This is a genomic window from Proteus sp. G2675, assembly GCF_963886535.1.
Taxonomy (GTDB): Bacteria; Pseudomonadota; Gammaproteobacteria; order Enterobacterales; family Enterobacteriaceae; genus Proteus; species Proteus mirabilis.
The window spans coordinates 273,725-295,512 of sequence record NZ_CAWPCB010000035.1; the positions used below are offsets into that span (position 1 = coordinate 273,725).

Here is a 21,788-nt window from a genome sequence, read left to right on the forward strand (position 1 = left end):
TATTAAAAATCAGTATGTTGCAAACCTTACAAAGGTGAAAAAATCGATAAAAAAATCGGAATATGGCGTTATTCAAAGTGAAGAACATTGTCAAGAAGTGCAACTCGATACTTCCAAAGCAAAAAACGATGCAGATAAAAGATACTCAGACGCGATAGATAAAAAAAATAGTGCTCAAATGGCAGAGAAAAAAGCATCAACCATGGTGGAAGATGCGAGATCACGAGGAGATACGGAGCAAAAAACAGCGACTAGCATATCGGATAAAGCACAAAAAGAAGCTAAATCTGTTCAACTGAAAGAAAGTGATAAACCTAATCGTCACAGGGCGCATGGTAGCGGTTTATCCGGAGAAGCGGCCTATGTAGAGGGGGCTGATGATAATCCATCCAGTTATATCAAACCAATATCAACTAAAAAAAATGATGGTCGTTTCAATAATAAACTGACAACATTTAATCAGGAATTACTTGATGATGCTCAGCAAGCCATTAATCGTTTAAGCATTAATGCTGGGATCCGACAAAAATCGGCAAACATTCTTCCCTCTTTTACATCAGACCTTAATGGAGATGACGTAGCAACCTATCAACAACCTTCTCTTCGTTCAGGCAATCTTCAATATCACAAAATAGGAGCTATCGCGGTCAATCTTTCTGGATTAGGCGAAAGCCCCATTTTTGAAACGCTAAAACAAAAATTCAATGTAAAAATTAAGAATAGAAATACTTACTTTACTTTTATTTTGGAAAAAAATAGTGGTCGTATCCAAAAAAATATTTATTTGGATAACATCAATGATCCCACTCAGCAAAAAATAATAGAACACTTTATTTTAGCTAATTATTCAAATTTTGAAGCAATGCCTAATGAACTTCATTTAGAAAATGACAAAATTAAATCAAGTCATAACAACAAAGATAGGATACTTGCAGAATACGTAGAACATAAATGGCAAATGCTAACTGATTCAAAAGTCATGTCAGTTGATGAACTACATAAAGTTGCAAGTGTTAAAGGCAAAATACAAGGCGAAAGTTATAAATCAATCATTACAACTCTCTCGGAATACCATGAAAAAGAATCGAATACAAACTGCTTACCAATAGAGAAATTGAGAGTGCTAGCTCAGTTGCGAAACCAAATTGATGGTTACCTATTAGGACACCCCGACTCTGAACGCAATGATGGATTGAAACAGTTACAAACTCAAGTCAATACACGTTATAAACACGCATCGGCTTTAATACAAGATAGTCACACCATCAACGCTGATAGCAGCTTTAGTCGCTTATACGATTCACTTTCAAATGCCAATTTAAAAAGAAGTAAACACATTTATATTGATATTAACGGACACTTTGTCACTGAAGGAAAAAACAATCTGCAAGGGAAAAATAGACTAACCAGCGGAAAAGAAGTGATTGAGCGAGTAAAAAATGCCGTAGAAAAAGAATATGGCGCACCGATTGCCAATAAAGTCTTCAGTCAATTTGCAAATAATGAATTCGCTGAAAACGGCGAGGGTATTGATGTTTCAGGGTTAAAAAAAATTCACAGAGCTATTGAGCGGGAACTATCTCCTCATAGTGCAACCTTATATATCTGGAAACCAAGCAATCATAGTAATTTGGGACACGCCACACTACAAATAGGTCAAGGTCGCTTACTGTTAAACACAGAAGACGCACAAAATAATCATAAAGAAAACTACATCAGTTGGTGGCCTAACAAGGCGAAGTCATATTTTGATGTGATGGGAGTCCCCTCACAACCAAAAGAGTCGTTAGCATCGGATGTTGCAGCAGAAGAAAATGATGGCTTTGGTTTAAATTACAAATATAAAGAACTAAACAGATATGACCGACTCATGAATATTGCGAAAGGTGAAACGGTCAGCACTGCAGATGATTTATCTCTTGCAGACGCAAAAAATATATTGACGATCCCAAATTATATAGAAAATTCAAAAATACCGCGAACAATTGGACAACCTTTTATTGATGAATGGGTAATAACTCAGAAAAAACTCAACAACATCGCCACAAATTTTCTAGAAGCTGTACAAGGTAAATTTAGTGGCAATACCATAACTATAAATGGTGCCATGATACTATTGACAGAGCCCACGTTACTATCAAAAAGAAAAATCCCACTTTCTGTTGCACAGCCTTTTATTGAACAATGGGATAATATAAAAACACAACAAGAAGATATATCTATTCAATTATTAAAAGCGATGAAGACTTGGATACAAGAAGGTAAGGATCCAACGTTAACGAAAAAACGAATTGCTTTAGTAGAAAACGAATTTGCTGAGCAAAAACAAAAAAGTATTGACAGATTTAAAACCAGCTTACCTGATGAAGGACGAGTATTCCGTATTAATTTAGAGGGGTTAGACGTTGCTGCTATGCAAGCTGAATGGCAACGAATTAAAAATTCACCTAATGGTCGTTATCATTTATTAACCCAAAATTGTTCGAGTATCGTAGCGAAAATTTTAAAAGCGGGTGGCGCAGATGAACTGATTGGCTATAACTGGCAACCTAAATATAATATTTGGACACCAAATCAAATGTTCGCATTTGCTCAAGAGTTACAAGAAGCGCAAATGGCACGACAACAAAGTAGAATGATTCCACCTAACTTACACGCGTTGTCAGGTTCTGAAAATATCCGTCAAGAGCTAGAAAACACCTCCCCTCTTATTTCTGCTGAACAAAAGCTCAATATTGTTTTTAGTGAACAGGAAACGGGTTTTCTACTGACACAAGCATCAGATGAAACGAATGAAAAATTTATTTATATAAAAAATGGAGATAATCAAGAACAACAAAAAATAATGAGTAATTTTATACTCACTCATTATCGTGATTTTGACTCTATCCCTGAGCAACTTTATTTCTTAGATAATACAATCGTGTCACTCGATAAAAACCATTCACGAATATTATCAGAAAAAGTCGGTGAAAATTGGCAACCTGTTGCCTATTCGAATCTAATGACTGCTGATGAATTAACCTCCGCTGCAGAGGTGACAGGAAAAGCACGCGGTGAAAATTATAAAGCGATCATTCAATCGCTTAGAGATTATGAATTACAAAGTACAAATACAAACAACACACCAATAGATATATTTCAGCAACTATCCACATTACGTATACAAATTAATAGTTATCTGCTTAAACACCCTGATTCAAAACGTAACGAAGCATTGCAACAATTACGCGACCAAGTTGATATACGTTATAAACATGCTTCTATCTTATTAAGTAATAGCCAGCAAGTTGATTCAAATAATACTTTTAGTCATTTATATGAGCTTTTTTCAAATGCTAACTTAAAAATCAACAAACATATTTATCTTGATGAAAACGGCAACTTTGTTACAAAAGGGAAAAATAATTTACAAAACCAAGACAAACTTATCAGTGGTAAAAATGCAATCACAAGCATTAAAAGATTGGTCGAAAAAGAGTATGGCAGTGAAATTACCAATCAGGTATTTAATCAATTTACAGAAAATGAATTTGCCCGAAATGGCCATGGTATTGACCTGTCAGGATTGAAAAAAATTCACCAAGCAATTGAACAACAAGTTTCACCAATCAGTTCTACACTATATATCTGGAAGCCCAGCAAACATAGTCGCTTGGGGCATGCTGCGCTACAAATAGGTTCTGGGCGCTTACAATTAGATAGCGATAGTGTGCAGGATAACCATGATAATAATTATGTCAGTTGGTGGCCTGCCGGGAACAAATCGCTCGCAAACCCACTGAATATTACAACAGAAAAAAATCCTGATTTAAAATTACGCTGGTATGATTTAAGCCAACCAGTGAGTCGCTCAACAAATTTCATGACTTTACAAATTGATATTCAAGAAGAGGAAAAGACGAATTTCAAATTAAATAAAGATGAAGGGGAAAATGACAGACAGTTAAAAGAATTTAGAGATAAAACGAATCTTACCCGAGGTCTCGAAAATATTACACCTGAAATCGCAGGCTTACTGTTGAATGCTCCTCATTGGATACCAGAAACACTTATCCCACCTGAAATTTCACACCCCTTTATTAAACAGTGGAAAAGCCCAAATAGTAATCTACTTGAAGTATCAACAAACTTTTCAATCGCAGTGAAAAACTGGCTAAAAGTCGCCTTTCCAACAGCGATGATTAACCAAACCTTTGCATTGGAAATCAAGAAAATTAAAGAAATTGAAGACCGAAAAACAGAAAATTTCAAAACAAGTGTCGCTGATGATACAAATGATGGCGTGGTGTTTCGCATTAATCTAGAGGGACTTGATGCCATCGCCATGCAAAAAGAGTGGAAGCGCATTAATAGCCAGTCTGATCCTCGTTACCAATTATTAACCAAGAACTGTTCTAGTATTGTTGCTAGAATATTAAAAGCAGGCGGAGCAGATCAACTGATTGGTCATCATTGGAAACCTCGATTTGGCATATGGACACCAAATGAGTTGTATAAATTTTCTCAAAAGATACAGGAAGCACGCTTAGCCCAAATTGCGGTACAACAAGGCAAACCTATACATTCTAATTTACAAGCATTATCAGACCACAATAAAGTGGCTATTGATAATGACGGTACATCACCAAACGAGAGAAAAAATCTTAGCCCATTAACACGTTTTTTTAATGATCATTTTTTCGGCAGCTATGAACGTCGTAGAGAAATGACAACGGTGATGAGAATAAAAAATGAAGAAAAAATAACATTAAAAGGGGATGCAGGCCGTCTTACAGGATCATATTACAGAGGAAACGACAATATTCCAGAAGCTACCGATAAGAAAGTAGTACTATTTTTACATGGTTCAAATTCCCCTACCGAAAAACAATCCTCTAGTTTTTATCATTATTATAACCAACAAGGCATCGATATGTTAGCGATTAACATGCGAGGGTTTGGCGAAAGCGATGGCTCGCCAACAGAGCAAGGAATGTATGCTGATGCACAAACCATGTTCCGTTATCTCGTTAATGATAAAGGTATCGATCCTAAAAATATTATTATTCATGGTTATTCCATGGGGGCACCAATTGCGGCTAAATTAGCCAGCGATATTTCAGCTAACGGTCAGCATATAGCTGGGCTATTCTTAGATAGACCAATGCCAAGTATGTCAAAAGCAATTGAATCTTATGATGAATATAGCCTTAAGAAATTGACTGGACAACTCGCAAAAAAAATCAATGGCCAATTCTCCGTAGAAAAAAATCTACAGGGTTTCTCAAAAGATATCCCCATTATATTGCTCACTGACTGTGGCGAGCTGGGCATTGGCGGTGAAAAAATGCGCACTAAATTACTTGATAAAGGATATCTAGTTAAAGGAGAAAGAACCGATGTTTCTCATTTAGAGAGCCTTATGTTGATGAATCAATACGGTAAACAAATAATATCAAGTTTACTATCCCCAGAGTATGTAAATAACACCAATCACAGAAATGCGTTAGATTCGATACAAAACCCGATAAAAAAGAATAAGGTGACTGATTGGGGGATGGTATATGTAAAACCCAATGATAATGGGGGTGATAGTCGTTTTGATAGCCAGATTATTATCCAAACAGAGGATGATCCGATAGTCGCTCAAGCAGCTTCGGCACTTGCCGCTAAACATGCCAAAAATAGTATCGTGGTACAATTGGATGCCGATGGTCATTACCGCGTAGCTTATGGCGACCCAGCACAACTTTCAGGTAAAATACGTTGGCAGCTTGTTGGCCATGGTCGTGAAACAACCGAAAATAATCATTTACGCCTTAGCAACTACAATGCTGATGAGCTTTCCAATCAATTGGTTAAATTCAATACCGTATTCAGCAAAGAAAATAATATCAATACAACTCCTGAACATATCAGTATTGTCGGTTGTTCATTAATAAGTAATGACAAGCAGGCAGGATTTGCCCACCAGTTTATCAATGCATTAGATCAACAAGGCATTCGTAGTAGCGTTTCTGCTCGAGTAACAGAGGTCGCCGTTGATAGCAATGGTCACAAATACACCAAAGATAACAACGGAGAGTGGGTAGCCAAACAAAACCAAAACAAGGTAGTGTTAAATTGGAATAAAGAAGGCAAAATCACGACTGAATTTGAGCAAATACATAATGGTGTTGCTGAAGGTGATATTGATTTGACTAAAATAGGTGCTTCAGCTGACAACAAAGTACGTGGCGCAATTGCAGATAATAATGAAGTCTTTACCGCCCCCAAAAAAGGTAAAAAATCAACCAAACAAAGCTCATCAGGAAGTGATAATTCATCACTAAGCTATTCTGGCAATATCCAAGTCAGTGTGGGTGACGGCGAGTTTACAACGGTTAATTGGGGAACCTCTAATCTTGGGATCAAAGTAGGTACTGGCGGATTTAAATCACTGGTTTTCGGTGATAACAATGTGATGGTACACGTTGGTAATGGTGATAGTAAACATAGTGTTGATATTGCTGGCTATCAAGCTTTCGAAGGTATGCAATTATTTGTTGGTACACGTAACGTCAGCTTTAATCTGGGGCGTAGTAATGATCTTATTGTGATGTTAGAAAAATCAATTCCAACCCCTCCACTGATCAACCCTTTTGATGGTGCTGCTAGAATCACCAAAGTTCTAGAGTCAATCGCATGCTCAGGTGAAAATAATGATAATGATTGGTTGTCGGTACAAAACGATCAGTGGACACTCGCTGGCGCTAAAAAATTTGCCATAGATATGTCAGGAATAGACCAAACGAGCAATGTTGACTATAAAACACTGACTGATCTGAATTCACAGAATAAGCGTAGTAGCCGTGGATTAAAGAGTGATCTAGAAGCCACACTAAACAAAAAATATAACCAGTGGTTAGGTGGTAGTGGCAATAACAACGAGATGGGAAAAATCAGCCGAGCTGAGCAACTTCGTCAACTAGATAGTAAAATCGCTTTTAATTTCGCCATTGGTGGTCAAGGTGCTGATATTCAAGTTACTGCCGGGAATTGGAACTTGATGTTTGGTGATAATATCCAGTCTATTATAGACACTAATCTTGGCTCATTATTTGGCTTAATGACGCAGCAATTTACAGCAACTGGTATGGTGGAAACCACCTTTACTTATACCCCCCAAAACTTACCAACTAAGTTAAAAAATAAATTGCTAGGTCGGTTAGCCAGCGTGAGTTCAGACACGACTCTGGGGGATATTTTTGGAGTAGACTCTACCACAGATGGAAAAATAATCTCTCGTAATGGTGAGCCCATTGATGTTGTCGCTATTTTGAAAGATATGCTCGCTGTAGTGACTGAGTTTGGAGGTGAAAAACTGTCCGCATTTACTGATCCGACTAAATTATTAGATAACCTCCAATCATCTATTAATCTGGGCAAGGATGGTATTATTTCATTTGCTGAAAGCCATGGTTTAAAAGAAAAAGCGACAGAAGATCAACAAAATGAATCTGAAGTTTCAATTAATGCCCAAACACCAATAACAACGAGTCAAACTGAAAATAGCAAGATCACAGAGGAAAATGATCGCCCTTTCGGCTTCAATTCGCTAAATATCCCCAATCTATTTGCCACAATCTTTAATAAAGATAAACAAACAGATATGCGTGATCTCGCAGAAAACCTCAAAGAAAATTTAGCAGCTGATGTACTGAACATGGAGAAGAAAACGCTCGATTTCTTGCGTAATAGTGGTCATTTAAAAGGCGATGGTGACATACATGTCTCTCTTGGCAACTATAATTTCAACTGGGGGGGAGATGGTAATGATCTCGGCGCTTACCTAGGAGATAATAATAATTTTTGGGGTGGGCGTGGTTCAGATACTTTCTATGCAACGGGGATCTCAAATATTTTTACTGGGGGTTACGGAAATGATCTCGGCGTCTTGATGGGGCGCTCAAACATGATGTTTGGAGGCGATGGAGATGACACTGCTATTATCGCCGGTCGGATCAATAATGTCTATTTAGGTGACGGACTCGATAAAGCATTTGTCTTTGGGGAAGGCGGTGAAATTCACACTAATGCAGGTAATGACTATGCTGTCACTACCGGTAACTACAATCGCATTTTCAGTGGTAGTGAACAAGATTTTGTTGTCACAATTGGTAACCACAACCAAATATCCTTAGAAGAAGGCAATGATTTTGCCAAAATTTTTGGTAACTACAATAGGTTGAATGGAGGGGGCGGTGATGACGAAATTCAACTAATGGGTTATCACGCCGTAGTTGATGGAGGCGATGGAAATGATCAACTAATTGCAGCTTCATTCTCGAAATTTAGCCTTCTTAATGGTAATACAGGTAATGATATTATCATATTAGGTGGATATCAGAACCACTTCAAAGGTGGAAACGGTATCGATAGCTTCCTGATTAATAATAATGTGATTGATTGTTATATAGACGATATTAGCCAAGAAGATAATATTGTACTTGGAGATATTGATTGGAATAAATTATGGTTTGAACGCAGTGGCTATGATTTAAAGATCTCACATATTCGCTTCCCACAAAATACAGGGGAACAAGCCACATTTGAGCGCATTGGCTCAACTACTTTTACTGATTATTTCAATGGTAATCAGGCAAAAATCGTTATCGCAATGACTGATAAAGATCACTCTGATCAGCGCGAATATACGGCTTTATCAAGCAATGCACTCGCTATTCAAATTCAGGCCATGAGTACATTTCCTATGAAGGCAGGCGCATCCGGATTTTTCGATAATATAAGTGATGAGGCTAAACAAATGATAGCCGTAGCTTGGACAGATACAATTTCAGGAAAAGGCATATTAGTGTAGTTTAACCATACTCTATAACTATAATAAATCCTCTCCGTTGGATATGAACTGTGACGCGAGAGGTTTTTATCTTAAGAGTACTCTCAATGGAAAAATAATATCGTATCAAATTAAATTCCTATGTTGTTTAATCCATCATAATGAAAAAAGAGCCAAGCTCATAATGAACTTGGCTCTTAACATTTACACTTTGTCTTGATTATAAAATCAACTTATTTTTTCTTTTTCGCTTTTGGATTTGGCAGGTCAGTGATGCTACCTTCAAATACTTCCGCAGCCATACCGATTGATTCGTATAGCGTTGGGTGAGCGTGGATGGTTAATGCGATATCTTCAGCATCACAACCCATTTCAATAGCTAGACCAATTTCACCTAACAGTTCACCACCGTTAGAGCCGACAATTGCCCCACCGATAACACGGTTGGTTTCTTTGTCAAAAATCAGTTTAGTCATACCATCTGCACAGTCTGATGCAATTGCACGACCAGATGCTGCCCAAGGGAAAGTTGCTACTTCATAGCTAACACCTTTCTCTTTCGCTTCTTTTTCAGTCATACCAACCCATGCAACTTCTGGCTCAGTATAAGCGATTGATGGAATAACTTTAGGATCAAAGTAATGTTTCTTACCAGAGATAACTTCCGCAGCAACGTGACCTTCATGAACACCTTTGTGTGCCAGCATTGGTTGACCAACAATATCACCAATAGCAAAGATGTGAGGTACATTAGTACGCATTTGTTTATCAACATGGATAAAGCCACGATCATCAACTTCAATACCAGCTTTACCTGCGTCTAATAATTTACCATTTGGTACACGACCGATAGCAACTAATACAGCATCATAACGTTGAGGCTCAGCAGGTGCTTTTTTGCCTTCCATTGTGACATAGATACCATCTTCTTTTGCTTCAACGGCGGTCACTTTGGTTTCTAGCATCAGATTGAATTTTTTGCTGATACGTTTAGTAAAGACTTTAACTACGTCTTTATCTGCCGCTGGGATAACTTGGTCGAACATTTCAACCACGTCAATTTGTGAACCCAACGCATGATAAACGGTACCCATTTCCAAACCGATGATCCCACCACCCATGACCAGTAAACGCTCTGGTACTGTTTTCAGTTGTAGTGCATCTGTTGAATCCCACACACGTGGATCTTCATGTGGAATAAAAGGTAATTCGATTGGACGAGAGCCTGCGGCAACGATAGCATTTTCGAAAGTGATTGTTGTTGTACCTTCACTACCTTCAACAGACAATGTATGTGAGCCTGTGAATCGAGCTTCGCCGTTAACAACATTTACTTTACGGCCTTTAGCCATGCCAGCTAAGCCACCGGTTAACTGAGAAATAACTTTGTCTTTCCAGATGCGAATTTTGTCGATATCTGTTTTCGGTGCATCAAAAACGACACCGTGTTCAGATAATGCTTTCGCTTCTTCGATTACTTTAGCAACGTGGAGTAACGCTTTAGAAGGGATACACCCCACGTTCAGACAAACACCACCTAATGTAGAGTGACGTTCAACTAAAACTGTATCTAAACCTAAGTCAGCGCAACGGAACGCCGCGGAATAACCCGCAGGGCCTGCACCGAGAACCACTACCTGTGCTTTAATTTCAGTACTCATCGTGACCTCATTATTTATTTGTCCGGCGAGTCAGACGATAATCCATATTTAACACCGAGACTTACATACCGCATGCAGTTTACAGAAATGTTAATAAACTGAAAAGCGCTCTAACATGACAGATCTCACAACCTAGAATGTATGACTGCAAAATCTGTCACGGCAATCAGAGAAACCGGCGCTTAGCACCGGTTTAGATGATTACATTACCAAACGACGTAAATCGCTCATGTACTGATTAATCAGAGTGATAAATCGAGCACCGTCAGCACCATCAATCACACGGTGATCGAAAGATAATGACATTGGTAACATTAAGCGTGGTACGAACTCTTTACCGTTCCAGACTGGTTTCATCGAAGAACGAGACAGTCCCATAATCGCAACTTCTGGCGCATTAACGATTGGTGCAAAACCGGTAGTACCGATACCACCAAGGCTAGAAATAGTGAAGCATCCGCCTTGCATATCAGATGCAGTCAGTTTACCTGCACGAGCTTTCTTAGAAACTTCTGCTAATTCATAAGAGAGCTCTAAGATGCCTTTTTTGTTTACATCTTTAAAGACAGGTACAACTAAACCGTTAGGTGTATCTACGGCGATACCGATATTGATGTATTTTTTCAGGATCAGTTTCTGTCCATCTTCTGAAATTGAGCTGTTAAAGCGAGGCATATCAGCCAGTGCTTTAGCCGCAGCTTTCATCACGAAGACTAATGGCGTGATCTTAACATCCAGTTTTTTCTTCTCAGCTTCTTTATTTTGCTGTTTACGGAATTCTTCAACCTCAGTGATATCTGCTTCATCAAACAGGTTAACATGAGGGATCATTACCCAGTTACGGCTTAAGTTAGCGCCAGAGATTTTCTGGATACGGCTTAGTTCAACTTCTTCAATTTCACCAAATTTACTGAAGTCAACTTTCGGCCAAGGCAACATACCTGGTAATCCACCACCGGCATTAGCAGGTGCAGATTCAGCACGTTTAATTAACTCTTTCACATAAGACTGAACGTCTTCACGTAAGATACGTCCTTTACGACCTGTTCCTTTAACTTTCGCTAAGTTCACACCGAATTCACGTGCTAAACGGCGGATAACAGGTGTTGCATGGACATAAGCTTCGTTTTCAACAAATTCTTCTTTTGCTGCTGGTGCAGAAGCAGGCGCTTTTGCTGGAGCAGAAGGTGCTGGTGCTGCTGATGTAGACGCTGCAGGCGCTGCTGGCGCTTGTGCTGCTGGTGCGGCACCGGCAACTTCAAAGGTCATGATCAGTGAGCCTGTTTTCACTTTATCACCGACAGCAATTTTGATCTCTTTTACTACACCGGCAAAAGGTGCTGGAACTTCCATAGAAGCTTTATCACCTTCAACCGTGATCAGAGATTGCTCTTCAGCAATGGTATCACCCACTTTCACCATCACTTCGGTGACTTCAACTTCATCACCACCGATATCTGGTACATTAACATCTTTAATTGCAGAGGCTGCTGGTGCTGATGCTGCAGGAGCCGGAGCTGATGCAGAAGGTGCTGGCGCGCTACCTGCTACTTCAAATACCATGATAAGAGAGCCTGTGCTCACTTTATCACCGACAGCAATTTTGATCTCTTTTACTACGCCAGCAAAAGGTGCTGGGACTTCCATTGAAGCCTTGTCACCTTCAACCGTGATCAGAGATTGCTCTTCTGAAATGGTATCACCTACATTGACCATCACCTCGGTGACTTCAACTTCATCACCACCGATATCCGGTACATGAACTTCTTTCAGTTCGCTCGCAGCAGGTGCGGCAGCAGAAGGCGCAGGTGCGGCTTCTTGAGCGGGTGCCTGAGCACCCTCTTCAGTATCAAAGATCATGATAAGAGAGCCAGTTTCGACTTTGTCGCCCACGGCAATTTTGATCTCTTTAACAATACCCGCTTGTGGTGATGGCACTTCCATAGACGCTTTATCGCCTTCTACGGTGATCAAGGATTGTTCTTCCTCAATACGATCACCGACTTTCACCATCACTTCGGTGACTTCAACTTCATCTGCACCGATATCAGGGACTTTAATTTCAATAGACATTCACTTTACCTCTTACGCCAGACGTGGGTTTACTTTTTCAGGGTTGATGTTGTATTTTTTGATTGCTTCTTCAACAACCTTCACATCAATCTCACCACGTTTAGCTAATTCGCCTAATGCAGCAACAATCACATAAGAAGTATCAACTTCAAAGTGGTGACGCAGATTTTCACGGCTATCTGAACGACCGAAACCATCTGTACCTAAGACACGATAGTCGTCAGCTGGCACATAAGTGCGAACTTGTTCTGCAAACAGTTTCATATAGTCTGTTGAAGCAACAGCGGGTGCATCATTCATGATTTGAGCAATGTATGGTACACGAGGCTCTTCTGATGGATGTAGCATGTTCCAACGTTCACAATCTTGACCATCACGAGCCAATTCAGTGAATGATGTTACACTGTACACATCGGAACCAATACCATATTCAGTTGACAGAATTTGTGCCGCTTCACGTACGTGACGTAAAATAGAGCCAGAACCCAGTAACTGAACTTTACCTTTCGCGCCTTCCAGAGATTCCAGTTTATAGATACCTTTACGGATACCCTCTTCTGCTCCAGCTGGCATTGCTGGCATATGATAGTTTTCGTTTAACGTTGTGATGTAGTAATAAACGTTTTCTTGTTTATCACCATACATACGCTCTAAACCATCTTGCATAATGACAGCAACTTCATACGCGAAGGCCGGATCGTAAGAGATACAGTTAGGAATAGTCAGTGATTGAATATGGCTATGACCATCTTCGTGTTGTAAACCTTCACCGTTTAGCGTTGTACGACCTGAAGTACCACCAATTAAGAAACCGCGTGCTTGTTGGTCACCCGCAGCCCAACATAGGTCACCAATACGTTGGAAACCAAACATTGAGTAGTAGATATAGAATGGGATCATTGGCAAGTTGTTAGTGCTGTAAGATGTTGCAGCCGCTAACCAAGATGCACCCGCACCCAGTTCGTTAATACCTTCTTGCAGGATCTGACCTTTAACGTCTTCTTTATAGTAAGCAACTTGCTCACGATCTTGAGGCGTATATTGCTGGCCATTCGGGCTGTAGATACCGATTTGACGGAACAGACCTTCCATACCGAAAGTACGTGCTTCATCAGCAATAATAGGGACTAAACGATCTTTAATAGATTTGTTTTTCAACATTACGTTCAACGCACGAACGAATGCGATAGTAGTAGAAATCTCTTTAGATTGTTCTTCTAATAACTGGCTGAAATCTTCCAGTGTAGGAATTTCTAATTTTTCATCAAAACGAGTACGACGAGCAGGTAAGTAACCTTCTAGTTCCTGACGGCGAGCATGCAGATATTTGTACTCTTCTGAATCTTTATCAAAAGTGATATAAGGCAGTTCTGCTACTTTCTCATCGCTAACAGGGATATTGAAACGATCACGGAAATGTTTCACACCGTCCATGTTCATTTTTTTCACTTGGTGAGCGATGTTTTTACCTTCTGCCGTTTCACCCATACCATAACCTTTGATGGTCTGAGCTAAAATAACGGTTGGTTTATCTTTGGTTTCTTTGGCTTTTTGGAATGCCGCAAAAACTTTCTTCGGATCGTGACCACCACGGTTTAACGCCCAAATTTCGTCATCAGTCATATCTTTAACTAATGCGGCAGTTTCTGGGTAACGATTGAAGAAATGCTCACGAACATAAGCACCGTCGCGAGATTTGAAAGTCTGGTAGTCACCATCCAGTGTTTCATTCATTAACTGGATCAGTTTACCGGAAGTGTCTTTACGTAGTAGTGCATCCCAACGGTCGCCCCACATCACTTTGATCACGTTCCAGCCAGCACCTGCGAAGATACCTTCTAATTCGTTAACAATTTTGCCGTTACCTGTAACTGGGCCATCAAGACGCTGTAAGTTACAGTTAACCACGAAGCACAGGTTATCTAATTTTTCGCGTACAGCGATAGTGATAGCACCTTTAGATTCTGGCTCGTCCATTTCACCATCACCTAAGAACGCATAAACACGTTGCTTAGTGGTATCTTTTAAGCCACGGTGATCTAAATATTTCAAGAATTTTGCTTGATAAATCGCAGATAGTGGCCCCAAGCCCATTGAAACGGTTGGGAACTGCCAGAATTCAGGCATTAATTTAGGGTGTGGATAAGAGGATAAACCTTTACCACCAATTTCTTGACGGAAGTTATTTAATTGCTCTTCAGTCAGACGCCCTTCTAAGAATGCACGTGCGTAGATCCCCGGAGAGATATGACCTTGGAAGTAAACTAAGTCACCGCCATCATTGTCATTATGAGCACGGAAGAAGTGGTTAAAGCAAACTTCATATAAAGTTGCAGAAGACTGGTATGACGCCATGTGCCCGCCGAGTTCCAAATCTTTTTTGGACGCGCGCAGAACCATCATTACTGCGTTCCAGCGAATAGCAGAACGGATACGACGTTCCAATTCCAGATTGCCAGGGTAAGCGGGTTCATCTTCAACAGGAATAGTATTGATATAATCACTGTGTACAGAGCCACCTAAAGCAATATCAAGACCGCCATTACGGGCTTGTTTTAATACCTGATCAATCAGGAACTGTGCACGCTCAACACCTTCTTCACGGATGACCGAGTCGATCGCTTGTAACCAATCGCGAGTTTCGATCGGATCCACGTCATTTTTCAGCATATCTGACATGGTGTATTCCTTATCTGTTATCTGTTTCTAATGGTTATAGGAGCCTATCTTCCCGTGATACCACGGGGATATGACGGGAAGATAGGCCCTGCTGTTATTACCGCTACCCCTGAATATTGCAGGGAGATAGGTAGTACAGACTCAGCGGTCAGGATCTGTGCTACTAAAATAAATCAGGATGTTGTTGGAGCCGGCGTAAAGAACGCTCACGACGAGTATGTTCACGACTCATATCCAACAAAACATCTTCAATAAAGGCCAGATGGCGGTGTGAAGCTTCACGGGCGGCTTCTGGCTCTCTATTAATAATCGCCTGATAAATCTGTGTGCGATGCTCACTTACAGCAGTTAACATCTCTTTACGTGTATAAAGAAACTCAAAATTTTGTCGGATATTCTGCTCAAGCATTGGCACCATACACCTTAATAAGTGTAGCAAAACGACATTATGAGCAGCTTCCGTAACGATTAATTGGTATTGCAATACCGCATCCGACTCCGCTGCGATATCCCCTTTATCATGAGCATCAATAATGCGAGCATGACTGGCTTTAATACGCTCAAGATCATCATCAGTACCGCGTAATGCAGCATAATAAGCCGCAATACCTTCAAGGGCATGGCGTGTTTCTAACAGATCAAATTGAGATTCTGGATGCCCACTGAGGAGTTGAGCGAGAGGATCGCTAAAGCTTTGCCAAAGGTTATCTTGCACAAAGGTTCCACCACCTTGGCGGCGTAATAAAAAACCTTTTGCTTCCAATTTTTGGATTGCTTCACGCAATGAAGGACGCGATACATCAAATTGCTTTGCCAGCTCACGTTCAGGCAGGAGTTTTTCCCCCGGACGTAGGGTGCCTTCTAAAATAAGATGCTCAAGTTGTTGTTCTATCACATCAGAAAGCTTTGGTTGGCGGATCTTTGTGTAAGCCATATTGCTAGAAGCCATTATTGGATAACTATTACCTTGGTTATTGAAATGTCAATTGGTAATACCAATTTAATGTAATGGATAATAAAGTAACAAAGTATTTACTAACTGTCCATACAGTTGTTGAGCGAAATCATAAAAACCTGCAAATTTTAACAAATTATTTGATAAATTCATCAAATTTGATAACTAGATCGCATTATTAGAAAAGATTAAAAACACTATTTTTTAACATTGATTAAACACATAAACAGTCATACTGAAGCGTGACAGCATTCATATATTGATTATCAATGCAAAAATATCAATTATTAATGCATTTTGTTGTGTTATTTTGCTAATAGTGCTCGGTAATATGACCAATTAAAATGAGGTCCTGGATCTGTTTTCCGACCAGGTGCGACATCACTATGTCCGGTAATATTTTCTTTAATGCCCGGATAGTGTTCAATAAGTTGCTGAGTGAGTGTCGATAATTGCTGATATTGCAGCGGCGTAAAGTCACACTCATCGGTTCCTTCTAGCTCAATACCAATCGAGAAATCATTGCATTTCTCTCGCCCTTTATAGAAGGAAACCCCGGCATGCCACGCTCGTGCCGTAAAAGGCACATATTGCACAATTTCACCATCACGGCGAATTAAACAGTGCGCAGAAACACGCAGGTGCGCAATCTCATTAAAAAAAGGATGATCATCAACAGCAAGCGTATTGGTAAACAGTTGATCAATATAAGGTCCACCGAATTGCCCAGGAGGAAGACTGATATTGTGGATAATCAACAATGAAGGGATTTCACCTTCAGGTCTATTGTCATAATTTGGCGATGGAACGAGCTTTACTCCCGTTAGCCAGCCTTGCTTAATCTCCACAACACCCCTCTTTTTTCTACATTTAAAATCATATTAGCTATTTTTATTAATAATATCCGCCAATTAATGCGAACTTGCTCTCAATAATAGTGGTTAATTTTGTATCACGCCTTTTTCTTTTCGATATTTTACTCAATTCTTAGCTTCTCTATTCGCCAATAAAACGCTTTTTTCTCATACTTCAACAGGTTATTTATCAAGGAGAGAAAAATGAATACATTAAATTATCACTCAACAGAGAATGGATTCACGCTAATGGAATTGATGATTGTGATTGCCATTATCTCAATTTTAAGCTCAGTGGCGATCCCTGCTTATCATGGTTATATCCAAAAGGCCGCCTTAACTGATGTATTACAAACCCTGTCGCCTTATCGTTCTGCAGTGGAACTTTGTCACTATGAACATCAATATAACCAATGCCATGCTGATGCCAGTTTTATGCCTCAACAATTTCGTAGTCGATACCTTACTGATATTCATGTTGCCAATGGCGTTATTAGTGCAAAAGGTAAGGCTCAACTAGAAGGGCTAACCATCGTAATGACTCCTGCAACAAACAGTAAAGAGACACTTCCCCATTGGCAAATTAACTGCACATCAACTAACACCGCGTTACAAACGCTATGCCATAAGGTTTTTAAATCTCATTAAACCAATCTAACGACAACCTCAACCAAGGTGGAAAAGCCAATAGGCTCTGTTTCTAGCCCTTACCATCCATAAATCATTTATCGTAAAAAAAGAGCTTTCATGAATAATACTATCCATACAGCAACAGAGTTTATTGAGCAATTGTTACGTCACAGCCTTGCTCAACGTGTTTCTGATCTTCATTTAGAGCCACAACAAAATAGCCTGAGAATTCGCGCGAGAATTGATAATCATCTAGTGTTGTTTTCTCCCCCTGACAATCAATTAGCTAACGAGATCCTGACACGTTTAAAAATCCTCGCGAATATTAATATTGCCGAAAAACGCCTACCACAAGATGGTCAATTTAATTGGTCTTACCAGAAAAACAATTATTCAATACGTGTTGCGACACTTCCTACTTTATATGGAGAAAAAATAGTTTTACGGCTCATGAATAATCTGCAACAGCCACAATTAGCACAGTTAGGTTTTCAAACAATTCACCTAACACTATTAAAAAAATATCTTACTCAACCTCAGGGAATGATTTTAGTCACCGGCCCCACAGGGAGTGGTAAAACTTTAACACTCTATAGTTGTTTACAATATTTAAATAAAGATAATCGTAATATTAATAGTATTGAAGATCCTATTGAGTTACCTCTCCATGGCATTAATCAAACACAAATAACAGAAAAAGCTGGTATTACTTTTGCAACAATATTACGGGCACTATTACGCCAAGATCCCGATGTTATTATGATAGGTGAAATACGTGATCAACAAACAGCAGAAATAGCAATAAAAGCGGCACAAACAGGCCACCTAGTTTTATCAACACTGCATACTAACTCTACCCAAGCAACACTCGCCCGTTTGGCTAATTTAGGCATCGCAAAAGATTTAATCGACTCTTGTGTAAAATTAATTATTTCTCAACGTTTAGTTCGTTGCTTATGTAGCAACTGTAAATACCCATCACCTGAACAGAAAAATTTCATTATTAATAATCAACAAATTATATTACCCAATTGGCAAGCAACAGGTTGTCAATTTTGTTATTCCGGCTACAAAGGCAGAACAGCTATTTATGATTGTTTTGAACTTGCCAAGCAATCACTTCCCTCACCTTACGCACTATTTAACTCAGGTATTGAACTGATAAAGAAGGGGATCACGTCTTTAGATGAAGTTTATCAAGTAGTCGGAGATATTGAATGAAATTACATTTTATCTATCGCTATAATGCATTAACTTATCAAGGAAAATGGCTAAGTGGCAACGTTGTCGCTCAATCTAAACATGAAGTTATTGATCAACTTATTCAACAACAAAAATTACCAGTAAAAATTCGCCTATATAGGGTAATAATCTTTCAAAATAGTGATAAACAATACCGCATTCAACTTCTTGAACAGTTAGCGTTATTACTTCATTCAGGCTTAGCACTTTTGCCCGCATTAACACTGCTTAAAGAAGAATGTCGTTATTTACATTGGCAATGTGTTTTAAATGATATTATTTTTCACCTAAATCAAGGAGGCGCGCTGTCTAAACAGTTAAGTCGTTATCCACTCTATTTTCCTGCTAATTTAACCCATTTTATTTATATTGGTGAAGAGAGTGGTAAGCTTGATGAAGTTCTCTTATTACAAACAACACAATTAAAAAACCAGCGGGATTTAATAAAAAAAATAATAAAAGCTTTTCAGTATCCTCTATTCTTATTATTAACATTAATCGTTATTACAATATCTATGTTGATCTATGTTTTACCTGAATATCAATCTTTATACAGTGCATTTAATACTGAGCTACCGACACTAACATTAACCTTAATTAGATGTTCTCAATGGTTTTCTCAATATAGTTTAATTATCCTGCTGTTTATATTAATAATTTCTTATAGCTATTACACTATTAAACACCATAGTGCTAAATTTCGCGACATTGAACAACGATGTTGGCTTAATCTTCCTTACTTGGGGGTCTTATTAAGATATCACCAGCTACATATTATTTTTCAGATAATGACGATTACACAACAAGCTGGATTACCACTATTACAGGGGTTAAAAATTATTACAGAGCAATTAACGCATTCACTGTATCAACGAGCACTCACTGATATGATAGCGCATATTACTCAAGGCAAATCACTTAGCTCATTTATGCGACATAATCCTCTATTCCCGCCAATCTGTTATCAATTTATCTCTTCAGCAGAAAATTCTGGACAACTACAGTTTTTTTGCCAGCAACTTACCCACTGGTTTTATCATCAATTAGAAGAACGCCTTGATAGTGTAAAAACATGGCTTGAGCCTATTTTAATGACACTGATCGCATTGATTACTGGCACGCTTATTATTGCGATGTATCTTCCGGTGTTACAACTAGGTGATACCATACATTGATGCTAGCAATATCCTAAAGTCATTAACAATGCGTCTAATAATCAAAACATCAGTGATACAATGCATCATCATTACATTTTGATATATTAATAGCCGATTAAGCGAAGATTTAGCCACTTACTGTAAGCTAGGCTGTCAGGGTAGCAGAAAATCGCTTATCATAATAACTGAATAAAACCCAAATATTGCGGTTATTATCTTGTGATAAAAATCAGTTTAAGCTTTAGAATATCGCAATCAACAGTAAATTTTGATTAATTAAAAATAGACGAACGCAATGACTTATACAGTTGCTCTTACAGGTGGTATTGGTAGTGGTAAAACAACCATCGCTAATGGTTTTGCCTCACTCGGCGTCCCTCTTGTGGATGCGGATGTCATTGCCCGATTAGTGGTAGAGCCAGATTCGCCGGGATTAAAAGCCTTACAGCAACACTTCGGTGACACAATTTTATTGCCTGATGGCAAGTTAAATAGAGCACAATTACGTCATATTATTTTTCAAAATCAACAAGAAAAAGCGTGGGTAAACCAGTTACTCCATCCACTTATACAACAAGAGACGCAAAAACAAATTCAACAAATTCGCGCCCCTTATTTTATTTGGGTTGTTCCTTTATTAGTTGAAAATAAACTAACACATTTAGCCGATCGTATTCTTGTGGTTGATGTGACTGAAGAAGAACAAATTACCAGAACTATGCAACGTGATGGTGTAAGCCGAGATCATGTACTCAAAATTTTACAAGCCCAAGCTAAAAGAGAACAACGATTAGCCGTTGCTGATGATATTATTGAAAATCACGATAATAGCTTAAATCAAGATGAACAAATAAAACAACTTCATCAGCATTACTTAGAATTAGCTCAAAAAAGCAATACAGGACAATAGCCATGAGTGAAGAAACCTCAACAATTATTTTTGAACACCCGCTTAATGAGAAAATGCGTTCATGGCTTAGAATTGAAAACTCATTAATTCAATTAAATAGTTTTCAATCTATTAATTCATTATCTTCTGCATTATCTTTTTTTCGTGCCGTTTCAGAATTTATTGAAGTTTTAGATCGCGGGGAGATCCGCGCAGAGCTACTTAAAGAGTTAGAAAAAAGACAAAAAAAACTGCAACAGTGGTTATCCTTTCCTAATGTCGATAAAGAGATTGTCAGTCATATTATTAATGAGTTATCAGAAAGTGCTTGCGCATTAAGTAAAGCACCACGTATTGGACAACATTTAAAACAAGATAAAATCATCAGCTTAGTAAAACAACGCCTCAGCATTCCGGGAGGATGTTGTAGCTTTGACGTCCCTACTTTGCATTTGTGGTTAAATCTTCCTCAAACGGTGCGTACTGAAAAGTTAACTTGTTGGCAGGAAGGGTTATATCCTCTACAAAATGCATTAAATGCCTTATTAACACTTATTCGTCAATCAGATACATTTAAGCCGGTATTAAGCCATAGTGGTTTTTATCAAGACAGTACGGAAGAAGGTGAATTATTGCGGATCAAGCTACTTGCCAGCCAGCAAATTTACCCTCAAGTCTCAGGACACAAAAACCGTTATGCTATTCGCTTTTTGCCTCTTGATAGTGAGCATGGCACAATCCCTTCTGAACTACCTTTTGAGATTTCATGTTGTTAATATAGCTTAATATCAACAACAGAAATCATCTCAATTAAATTCAGGAGAGAT

11 protein-coding genes are annotated in these 21,788 nt (G+C 38.8%); 6 read left to right on the forward strand and 5 right to left on the reverse strand.

What is annotated here, in order from left to right:
* Positions 1-34: 34 nt before the first annotated feature.
* Positions 35-8,842, forward strand: a complete 8,808-nt coding sequence (locus AACQ49_RS10480; RefSeq protein WP_337247157.1) for an alpha/beta fold hydrolase — start codon at positions 35-37, stop codon at positions 8,840-8,842.
* A 212-nt stretch (positions 8,843-9,054) separates the two neighbouring features.
* On the opposite strand, the gene lpdA is transcribed toward AACQ49_RS10480, so the two are convergent.
* From lpdA to ampD, 5 genes are all read right to left on the reverse strand, one after another.
* Positions 9,055-10,482: a dihydrolipoyl dehydrogenase gene (gene lpdA / locus AACQ49_RS10485; protein ID WP_004244077.1), complete on the reverse strand. Its 1,428-nt coding sequence runs from the start codon at positions 10,480-10,482 to the stop codon at positions 9,055-9,057.
* Between the two features lie 201 nt (positions 10,483-10,683).
* Positions 10,684-12,555, reverse strand: coding sequence for a pyruvate dehydrogenase complex dihydrolipoyllysine-residue acetyltransferase (gene aceF, locus AACQ49_RS10490; protein WP_017827184.1), 1,872 nt, complete (start codon positions 12,553-12,555; stop codon positions 10,684-10,686).
* 12 nt (positions 12,556-12,567) lie between these two features.
* Complete coding sequence (gene aceE / locus AACQ49_RS10495; RefSeq protein ID WP_004244080.1) at positions 12,568-15,234, reverse strand: pyruvate dehydrogenase (acetyl-transferring), homodimeric type; 2,667 nt, start codon at positions 15,232-15,234, stop codon at positions 12,568-12,570.
* 163 nt (positions 15,235-15,397) lie between these two features.
* Positions 15,398-16,168 carry a pyruvate dehydrogenase complex transcriptional repressor PdhR gene (gene pdhR / locus AACQ49_RS10500; protein ID WP_012368227.1) on the reverse strand — a complete coding sequence of 257 codons (771 nt, stop codon included), beginning with the start codon at positions 16,166-16,168 and terminating at the stop codon, positions 15,398-15,400.
* Positions 16,169-16,494: 326 nt separating this feature from the next.
* Positions 16,495-17,037 (reverse strand): 1,6-anhydro-N-acetylmuramyl-L-alanine amidase AmpD, encoded by a 543-nt coding sequence (gene ampD, locus AACQ49_RS10505; protein WP_004244082.1) that lies wholly within the window; start codon positions 17,035-17,037, stop codon positions 16,495-16,497.
* Positions 17,038-17,247: 210 nt separating this feature from the next.
* Here ampD and ppdD point away from each other — a divergent pair, with 210 nt between their 5' ends.
* From ppdD to zapD, 5 genes are all read left to right on the forward strand, one after another.
* Complete coding sequence (gene ppdD, locus AACQ49_RS10510) at positions 17,248-17,691, forward strand: prepilin peptidase-dependent pilin (protein ID WP_004244084.1); 444 nt, start codon at positions 17,248-17,250, stop codon at positions 17,689-17,691.
* A 99-nt stretch (positions 17,692-17,790) separates the two neighbouring features.
* Complete coding sequence (locus AACQ49_RS10515) at positions 17,791-18,894, forward strand: ATPase, T2SS/T4P/T4SS family (RefSeq protein ID WP_004250359.1); 1,104 nt, start codon at positions 17,791-17,793, stop codon at positions 18,892-18,894.
* On the forward strand, positions 18,891-20,090 hold the full coding sequence (locus tag AACQ49_RS10520) for a type II secretion system F family protein (protein ID WP_004250357.1): 1,200 nt from the start codon (positions 18,891-18,893) through the stop codon (positions 20,088-20,090). Before AACQ49_RS10515 ends, AACQ49_RS10520 begins: the two co-directional genes overlap by 4 nt.
* Positions 20,091-20,367: 277 nt before the next feature.
* Positions 20,368-20,982, forward strand: coding sequence for a dephospho-CoA kinase (coaE, locus tag AACQ49_RS10525; protein WP_004244087.1), 615 nt, complete (start codon positions 20,368-20,370; stop codon positions 20,980-20,982).
* Positions 20,983-20,984: 2 nt separating this feature from the next.
* On the forward strand, positions 20,985-21,737 hold the full coding sequence (zapD, locus tag AACQ49_RS10530) for a cell division protein ZapD (protein ID WP_004250354.1): 753 nt from the start codon (positions 20,985-20,987) through the stop codon (positions 21,735-21,737).
* Positions 21,738-21,788: the final 51 nt, after the last annotated feature.

Bases quoted from the DNA above. Each gene is read 5' to 3' on its own strand.
- pdhR (WP_012368227.1), bottom strand. From the start codon at position 16,168: ATGGCTTACACAAAGATCCGCCAACCAAAGCTTTCTGATGTGATAGAA.
- zapD (WP_004250354.1), top strand. From the start codon at position 20,985: ATGAGTGAAGAAACCTCAACAATTATTTTTGAACACCCGCTTAATGAG.
- aceE (WP_004244080.1), bottom strand. From the start codon at position 15,234: ATGTCAGATATGCTGAAAAATGACGTGGATCCGATCGAAACTCGCGAT.
- coaE (WP_004244087.1), top strand. From the start codon at position 20,368: ATGACTTATACAGTTGCTCTTACAGGTGGTATTGGTAGTGGTAAAACA.
- ppdD (WP_004244084.1), top strand. From the start codon at position 17,248: ATGAATACATTAAATTATCACTCAACAGAGAATGGATTCACGCTAATG.
- lpdA (WP_004244077.1), bottom strand. From the start codon at position 10,482: ATGAGTACTGAAATTAAAGCACAGGTAGTGGTTCTCGGTGCAGGCCCT.
- AACQ49_RS10520 (WP_004250357.1), top strand. From the start codon at position 18,891: ATGAAATTACATTTTATCTATCGCTATAATGCATTAACTTATCAAGGA.
- AACQ49_RS10515 (WP_004250359.1), top strand. From the start codon at position 17,791: ATGAATAATACTATCCATACAGCAACAGAGTTTATTGAGCAATTGTTA.
- aceF (WP_017827184.1), bottom strand. From the start codon at position 12,555: ATGTCTATTGAAATTAAAGTCCCTGATATCGGTGCAGATGAAGTTGAA.